The organism is Frankia gtarii, from assembly GCF_025403375.1.
In the GTDB taxonomy this organism is placed as follows: Bacteria; Actinomycetota; Actinomycetes; order Frankiales; family Frankiaceae; genus Frankia; species Frankia gtarii.
In genome coordinates, this window is sequence record NZ_JAMPTM010000323.1 from 1 (window position 1) to 7,159 (window position 7,159).

Here is a 7,159-nt window from a genome sequence, read left to right on the forward strand (position 1 = left end):
GGTGGGGCGGCTACCCGCCCGGGACCACGCCGGCGCCGCTCCACCCCACCCGTCAGGCCGGTCGCCGCCAGACCGCGAGCGCCCGCAACCGCACTCCGTGGATCATCGGCGGTGTCGCCTTCGTCCTCGTCGTCGCGCTTACCGTCGGCATCGCCCTCGCCGTGGCGAGCTCCAGCGGCGAGGATGACCGCAGCCGCCCGATCGCCGCCCGGGTCGTCACCGCCTACCGGGGACCGGCGCTGTCCGTGCAGGGGCTGAGCCCCTACAGCCTCGCCATCGACCCCGACGGCTCGCTGCTCGTGTCCAGCCTGGCGACCGACCGGATCCAAAAGATCACATCAGTGGGCGCCGCGAATGACTTCGCGGGCACCGGCGCGGGCGGGAGCAGCGGCGACGGCGGCCCGGCCATCGCGGCCCAGCTCGACGGACCAGGCTCCACCGCCCAGGACAAGGCCGGCAACATCTACATCGGCGATGCGAAGAACAGCCGCATCCGGAAGGTCACGCCCGCCGGGGTGATCTCCACGATCGCCGGCACCGGCACCGCGGGTTACAGCGGCGACGGCGGCCCGGCCTCCGCCGCCCAGCTCAACAGCGCCGAGAAGGTGACCACCGGGCCTGACGGCAGCGTGTACTTCTCCGACTATGAGAACCACCGCATCCGGAAGATCAACCCAGCGGGGATCATCACGACGTACGTGGGTACCGGCGTCGCCGGCTACAGCGGCGCCGGCGGTGCGGCGGCCCAGGCGAAGATCAACGGCCCGAACGACATCACGATGGCCGACGATGGCACGCTCTACTTCGCCGATCTCGGCAGCAGCACCATCCAGAAGGTCGACCCGAACGGCATCATCAGCACGATCGCCGGCACCGGGGAGAGCGGCTACGCCGGGGACGGCGGCCCGGCCCGGTCGGCCAAGCTGAACGTGCCATCCCTGTCCATCGCACCGGACGGGAAGACCTTCTATATCGCCGACTACCGCAACAACCGGATCCGGAAGATCGACCCGAACGGCATCATCACCACCATCGCGGGCACCGGCACCGAGGGCGCCGGCGGTGACGGTGGCCCGGCGACTGCGGCCCAGTTCAAAAACCCGAGTTCGGCGGTCATCGACGGCAGCGGCGCCGTGTACATCGCGGACAACGGCAACGACCAGGTTCGGCGCATCGACCCGACCGGCACGATCTCGACGATCGCCCGGCCCGGATGACAGAACACGTGGACATCGAGCGCGTGGCGGCCGCACTGCCCGGCCACGAACTGGGCGGCCACGAGCTGGGCGGCCACGAGCTGGGCGGCGAGCTCGGCCGCGGTGGCTTCGGTGTCGTACTCGCCGGCCGGCACCGCCTCATCGACCTGATCGTCGCGGTGAAGGTGCTGCTGGACCCGGGAGGTGCTGGCGACGCCGATGGCGCCGACTCGGTTGCCCTGCCGTGGGCTCGGGCCGGCCGTCGGCAGCCCACTCGTGCCAGCGAGGCACCGTCACCGCGTGAATTGGCATACGTTCGCCGGTAGTCTCGCCGGCCCGATAAGTGCCACCCGCCGGTCGCCGCCGATCACATTGCACGCGCCGGCTGGTCGGTACGCCGGTGGCACCGCGGCGGACGGGCGGCGGGTTCGGGATGGCTCTCTGGGAGGACGCGTGGGCGGACCCGACCGGCGGTCGGTGTTACGGGCCGCGGGCGGCGGCGGGCTGTCCCTCGTCGGCGCCGGACTCGGCAGCGCGCTACTCGCCGGCTGCCACACAGACACCCGCCCTGCCCCCTCCCGCATCGACTGGCAGGCCCTCGACGGGCGCCTGACCGGCCCGCTGCTGCGCCCGGCGGACCCGCGATACGCCGCGGCCAGCACGCTGTTCGACCCGGCCTTCGACGCGATCCGACCGCAGGCGGTCGCCCAGGCCACCTCCGTCGCCGACGTCCAGGCGTGCATCGACTTCGCCCGCCGGACGGAGTTGCCGCTGACCGTCCGCGCCGGCGGGCACAGCTATGGCGGCTATTCGACGACGACGGGCCTGGTCGTGGATGTCACCCCGATGGCCGAGGTGGCCGCGGCGCCCGGCCAGGTCGCGAGGATCGGCGCGGGCGCCCTGCTCGTCGACGTGTACTCCGGTCTCGCACGGGCGGGGCTGGCACTGCCGGCAGGTTCCTGCCCGACCGTGGGCATCGCCGGGCTTGCCATGGGCGGCGGGATCGGCGTGCTCGGCCGCCGTTACGGCCTCACCTGCGACCGGATGGTCTCCGCCGAGGTGGTGCTCGCCTCCGGGGAGGTCGTGCACACCGACGCTGACCACGAGCCGGATCTGTTCTGGGCGTTACGCGGCGCGGGCGGTGGCAACGTCGGCATCGTCACCTCGTTCACCTTCGCCACCCACCGGGCGACGCCGCTGGTGCTGTTCACCTACCGCTGGGCCTGGGACGACGCCGCCGACGTGCTGGCCGCGTGGCAGGACTGGATCTCCGCGCCCGGCGGCGCACCGGAGAGCCTGTGGTCGACCTGCGTCGCCTACTCCGCGCCGGCGGCCGGCGTCGGCGGCGCGCCGACGCTGCGGGTGAGCGGGGTGCTGTCGGGCGGCGCCGACGACGGCGCGGTGACCGGCCTGCGCGCGCAGCTCGCCGACCTGGTCGACGCGGCCGGCCACCGGCCCACCGGTACCTACCTCACAACCCGGGGCCACCTGGAGGCGATGCTCATCGAGGGTGGCTGCGCGGGCCGTGCCGTCGAGTCCTGCCACCTGCGCGGCCGGACACCGGGCGGCACCGTGGCACGGGTCGCCCAGCGAGCCGCGTCCGCGTTCCTGGTGAAGCCGATGCCGCCGCGCGGCGTCGAGGTGCTGCTGGGCGCGGTCGAGGAACGTCAGCGGACCGCGGGGGCGGGTTCGGGCGGGGTGATCCTGGATTCCTGGGGCGGGGCGATCAACCGGGTCGCGCCGGGCGACACGGCGTTCGTCCATCGCGGCGCGATCGCCAGCGCCCAGTACGTCGCCGGCTACGCCTCGAACGCCACGCCGGCCGAGAAGGAGGACAACCGCCGCTGGCTGCGTTCCACCGTCGAGGCGACGGCGCCGTTCGTCTCCCGGTCCGCCTACCAGAACTACATCGACCCCGAGCTCGCCGGCTGGGCGCAGGCGTACTACGGGGCGAACCTGGCTCGGCTGCGGCAGGTGAAGCGGGCTTACGACCCCGACGACCTGTTCCGCTTCGCGCAGGGCATCACACCGGCCTGACCCGCAAAGATCGGTCACTTTGGGTAGCCACCCCGCGCCAGGAGTCGACGTCCGCCGGCCCGGGGTGGCATGAACCATTAGAGCCCGCCACACTCGCGTCGCCAATTGGCTACAGGTGGCCATCTCGCTGTCCGTTCAGTGTCCCGTCGGGGGTTACGCCGTGTCCGCGCAGGTGTCCGCCGGCGCGTCCGAGGACGAACGGGGCCGCGGGTCACCCACGCCGGGTGGTGAGGCGCCCGTCCGGCGAGGCGTCGCCGACCGCTCGGCGATTCCCCTTGCGGCAACTACTCAAGGTGAGTACACAAGTGCTGTCGGTGACTTATCGACGTTGGTGTCCGTCCGGCCTAATCGGCTGGCTGTGCTGCGAGGTCCTGCATGAAGAAACTGATCTGGCCGTGGGGTATCGGGTTGTTCATCCTGTTCTTCGCGGTGACCGCGCCGAGTAACGCCGCTGACGTGGTGCACAACACCGTGGGTGTGCTGGGCGGAGTGGCCAACGGGCTGTCGGACTTCGTATCCGAGGCCACCGCCTGAGCCACCGCCGATCCGGCCGGCCGCCGATCCGGCCGGCCGCGGCGGAGACGGACGGATCAGCCGGGTGGGCTAACGGAGTTCCTTGGCCAACGGCCTCGTCACCGCGACCGTGCCAGTCCAGTCCGAAATGTCGGACTGGACCACACCCCAGCGTGCCCCCTTGGCCGCGATGACCCGGCCGTCACCGATGTACATCCCGACATGGCCGGGTGCGTCAGCGGTGCCGTCGGTGCCCGGGGTGAACAACAGGTCCCCGGGCTGCGGGTCGACCCCGGCCACCACCGGGCCGAACCGGAGCTGGTCGGTGGTCACCCGGGGCAGCTCGATGCCGATGTTCCGGTAGGCCGCCTGCACCAGCGATGAACAGTCCCAGGAGTCCGGCCCGATCGCCCCCCAGACGTAGGGCTTGCCGATCTGTGACTCCATGAACGCCACCACGGGGGCGATCGTGCCGGCGGGGATCTCCACGCCGAACTCAAGCGAGTCCCCGTACACCTGCACCTGGGCGAGGATCGTGCGCACGTAGTTGCGGGTCTCGGTGTAGGGCGGGATGCCCGCGTAGGCGAGCACCGCCCCGGCGCCGGCGTTGTACGCGGCCAGCATCTTCTCCTGCCCGTCGCCGGGCACCGACGCGACCGACGCCGCCACCGCGCAGTCGTAGCGGGCCGCGGCCGGGATCGCGTCGGCCGGGTTCCACACGTCGCCCTGGCCGTGGCTGGCCCAGGTGGCGGGCATGAACTGGGCGATTCCCATCGCCCCGACGGGCGAGCGGGCCTGCGGGTTGAACCCGGATTCCTGGTGCAGCTGGGCGGCCAGCAGGGCCGGCGTCACCTCGACGCAGCCGGCGCCGTTCGCCGCGTCCGTGATCAGCTGCACGTACTCGGCCGGGATCCCGTCGGCGTTCTCGATCGACTTGTTGCCCCGGCCATGGTCACCGACGAACGGCCCGGCCAGAGACATGATCAGCACCGAGATCAACAGGATGACCCCACCGATGACGATCGCCGAGCCGGTGCCCAACCACACCAGCCACCCGGATTTCCTGGGCGGGAAGCCGCGTGCCATCCGACCTCACCGCCCCGGCGCGTCGCCGGCGACGCTGGCGAGATCTGCTCCGGCGACCCGCCACGTCCCGTCGTCCTGGCGCAGCAGCGTCAGGGCCGGGGTGGACAACGCCGCGACCGGCGCACCGTTGCCCGTCGTGCTCTCTCGCCGCACGTTGAGCTGGAGCACGACGCGGCCGGTCGCGGTGGTGTCGATGCCACCAAGGGGCGTGGTCGCCAGCACCGACACCTGCGAGCGAGCGCCCTGGGCGCGGAGATCCTGCCAGGCCTGTCCGTCCGCGCCCCCGCCAGTGGTGTCGGGGGCGCCCGCGCCGAGCGAGGCGGCGAAGTCCTCGGTGAGGCAGTCCCGGGCACGCTCGACGCCGGCCGATGGCCCCGAGTCAGTCCGGGCGTCAAACGACTGCCAGCGGGTGAAGCAGTCCGCCGCGACCGCGGCCGGGTTCGTGCGGTCGACCTCGCCGGTCGCGAGGGCGGTCGCGGTCGCCAGCGGGGGCCCCGGCGCCTGACTGGCACCCGGCGGTGGGCCGGTGGTCACCGAGGGACTCGGGGTGGGATCCGCGGCGCGATCCAACGTCCCACAGCCCGCCAGCACAACCAGCAGCAACATCGGTGCCACCAGCAACATCGGGACCGGCGGCGTGGGAGCCCACACCGCGCGCCGCCGACCCGTGTGTCGGGTGGCGGCAACCCGCCTCGCCGCCTGGGCCAGGGCGGTGGCTCGACGCCGGCCAGGCCCTCGGCGCGGCGGCGCCGACTCGCCTCGGATCACGAGCACACCTTGGGCGCCGCTACACCGAGCCGCCGTGGCGCCCGATCACCGGCGGGCAGCCACACTCGGACGCGTCGACACCGGCGATCCTCGTCCCCGCCCTCACCACGCCGCCGGTCATTCGCGGCCGTCCAGCCAGTCCCGCACCCGGCCGCGGCGCACCCGCCACTGGTGGCCGACCTTGCGGGCCGGGATCGCCCGTTCGGACAGGAGCTTGAGGACCGTGCTCTCGGACAGGCGTAGCCAGGCGACCAGCTCGTCGACCGTGAGCACGTCGTCGTCATCGGCCGGCCGGACCGCCGCTCCCGCGGCAGCCGTCGCCGGACCCGAGCCACCCGCGGCACCCAGCCTGGCTACTCCGCCGGCCCCACCCGACACGGACGGCCTGGTACCCGGCGAGGACAGCGGCGTCTGCGCGGAACGCAGGGAAGACGATCCGACCGGCGCGGTCCGGGCCGGCGGCGGCGCACCCTGCGGGCCACCCGAACGCCCGGTACGGGCGGATGGCCGGGGCGTCGCCGTCGAGAAGCCGTCCTGCGCCACCGACGCTCCTTTCGCTCCGCCGCACGATTCGCGCCGCGTGATCCTGGCCGCCACCGCCGACCCCCGGCGCGGATCTTCCGCCGAACCAGCCGCCGGTTCGCCTCGGCAATGACGCACCACACAGTTCCGGTTCCGGTTCCGGAAGTTACACCGGCCCGTCCGTTGTGGGTAGCCTCAACTAGAGCTTGTCATACTCGAATGGCTCGTGTTACATCGATCCGACCGCAGCCGAAGGTAAGTAACAGTAAGTAACCTTAACTGGCACTAGCTAACCTGTAGAGAGCCGGGAGGGCGACGGCGCGTGAGCGATGTGCCACAGGCACCGTACGGTGAGGAAGGCGACGCGCGGCCCGTTTCGCTCATAGGCGCCCGCATCCCCACGACGGCCTCCCGTTCCAACCAGCTGCCCGACCGAGACGACCAGTACGGGCGCGACGATGCGCCGGCCGGCGAGGACGCCGACTCACCTCCCTACTCGCGCTCCGGGCGCCGACGGCATCGGCGGCGGGGCGGGTCAGACTCGCCGCAGCCGTCCGGCGAAGCGTGGCAGAACGAGGCATTCCACCTCGATGATGCGACATCGGCGACCGAATCGGGTGCAGACAGCGCAACCACCGAAGAGGCCACATCGTCGGCGGAACCGCCGGATGCCGGGTCCGGTGGCCGGCCCACGCCGGATGCCGAGGTGGACGAGGATGTCCGGCGCACACGCGGTAGCCACGCGCGCCGCACCGGCCGACCAGCCGCGATCGCGCCCCGCAACCAGGCGGACCCGTCGCGCCGCCCGGCGCCGCCCGCCGACACCGATCTCCCGGCCTCCCGGTCGGCGCAGGACACCACGGTTCCGGCTCGATCCGACGGCTCCAGCCAAGCTGCCGACACGGGTTCCACCGACGCGGCTGTCACCGGCGTGGGCGCCGGCGTGACCGCGCGCATCACCGGCTCCGACCCGAGCGCCGATCGCGGCCCTGCTGCCGCCCCCGGCGAAGCCCGAGCCACTGGCCCCCGGCCTACCG

Annotated in this window: 7 protein-coding genes and 1 pseudogene; 5 read left to right on the plus strand and 3 right to left on the minus strand. The window is 72.7% G+C overall.

Features of this window, described 5'->3' with window-relative positions:
- The 4 genes from NBZ83_RS28345 to NBZ83_RS28360 all read left to right on the plus strand — a co-directional run.
- The coding region (locus tag NBZ83_RS28345) for an NHL domain-containing protein (protein ID WP_261576158.1) at positions 1–1,217 on the plus strand (1,217 nt) is incomplete at its 5' end.
- Positions 1,214–1,522 (plus strand): hypothetical protein, encoded by a 309-nt coding sequence (locus NBZ83_RS28350; protein ID WP_498041088.1) that lies wholly within the window; start codon positions 1,214–1,216, stop codon positions 1,520–1,522. The genes NBZ83_RS28345 and NBZ83_RS28350, both read left to right, overlap by 4 nt.
- A 127-nt stretch (positions 1,523–1,649) precedes the next feature.
- Positions 1,650–3,233 (plus strand): FAD-binding oxidoreductase, encoded by a 1,584-nt coding sequence (locus tag NBZ83_RS28355; protein ID WP_261576159.1) that lies wholly within the window; start codon positions 1,650–1,652, stop codon positions 3,231–3,233.
- A gap of 375 nt (positions 3,234–3,608) precedes the next feature.
- On the plus strand, positions 3,609–3,767 hold the full coding sequence (locus NBZ83_RS28360; protein ID WP_261571187.1) for a cytochrome c family protein: 159 nt from the start codon (positions 3,609–3,611) through the stop codon (positions 3,765–3,767).
- Between the two features lie 69 nt (positions 3,768–3,836).
- Here NBZ83_RS28360 and NBZ83_RS28365 read toward each other — a convergent pair whose 3' ends face one another.
- The 3 genes from NBZ83_RS28365 to NBZ83_RS34415 all read right to left on the minus strand — a co-directional run bounded on the left by NBZ83_RS28365 (position 3,837) and on the right by NBZ83_RS34415 (position 6,143).
- Entirely contained in the window at positions 3,837–4,832 is a 996-nt protein-coding gene (locus tag NBZ83_RS28365; protein WP_261576160.1) for an NlpC/P60 family protein, read from the minus strand.
- 6 nt (positions 4,833–4,838) lie between these two features.
- Complete coding sequence (locus NBZ83_RS28370) at positions 4,839–5,438, minus strand: Cif family virulence factor (protein ID WP_261571189.1); 600 nt, start codon at positions 5,436–5,438, stop codon at positions 4,839–4,841.
- 279 nt (positions 5,439–5,717) lie between these two features.
- Positions 5,718–6,143 (minus strand): helix-turn-helix domain-containing protein, encoded by a 426-nt coding sequence (locus tag NBZ83_RS34415; RefSeq protein ID WP_261576161.1) that lies wholly within the window; start codon positions 6,141–6,143, stop codon positions 5,718–5,720.
- Positions 6,144–6,828: 685 nt separating this feature from the next.
- On the opposite strand from NBZ83_RS34415, the pseudogene NBZ83_RS28380 reads away from it, so the two are divergent.
- Positions 6,829–7,159, plus strand: a pseudogene (locus NBZ83_RS28380) (hypothetical protein); the annotation flags it as partial.

Coding starts and splice junctions, on each gene's coding strand:
- NBZ83_RS28350 (WP_498041088.1), top strand. CDS start 1,214: ATGACAGAACACGTGGACATCGAGCGCGTGGCGGCCGCACTGCCCGGC.
- NBZ83_RS28360 (WP_261571187.1), top strand. CDS start 3,609: ATGAAGAAACTGATCTGGCCGTGGGGTATCGGGTTGTTCATCCTGTTC.
- NBZ83_RS28365 (WP_261576160.1), bottom strand. CDS start 4,832: ATGGCACGCGGCTTCCCGCCCAGGAAATCCGGGTGGCTGGTGTGGTTG.
- NBZ83_RS28370 (WP_261571189.1), bottom strand. CDS start 5,438: ATGTTGCTGCTGGTTGTGCTGGCGGGCTGTGGGACGTTGGATCGCGCC.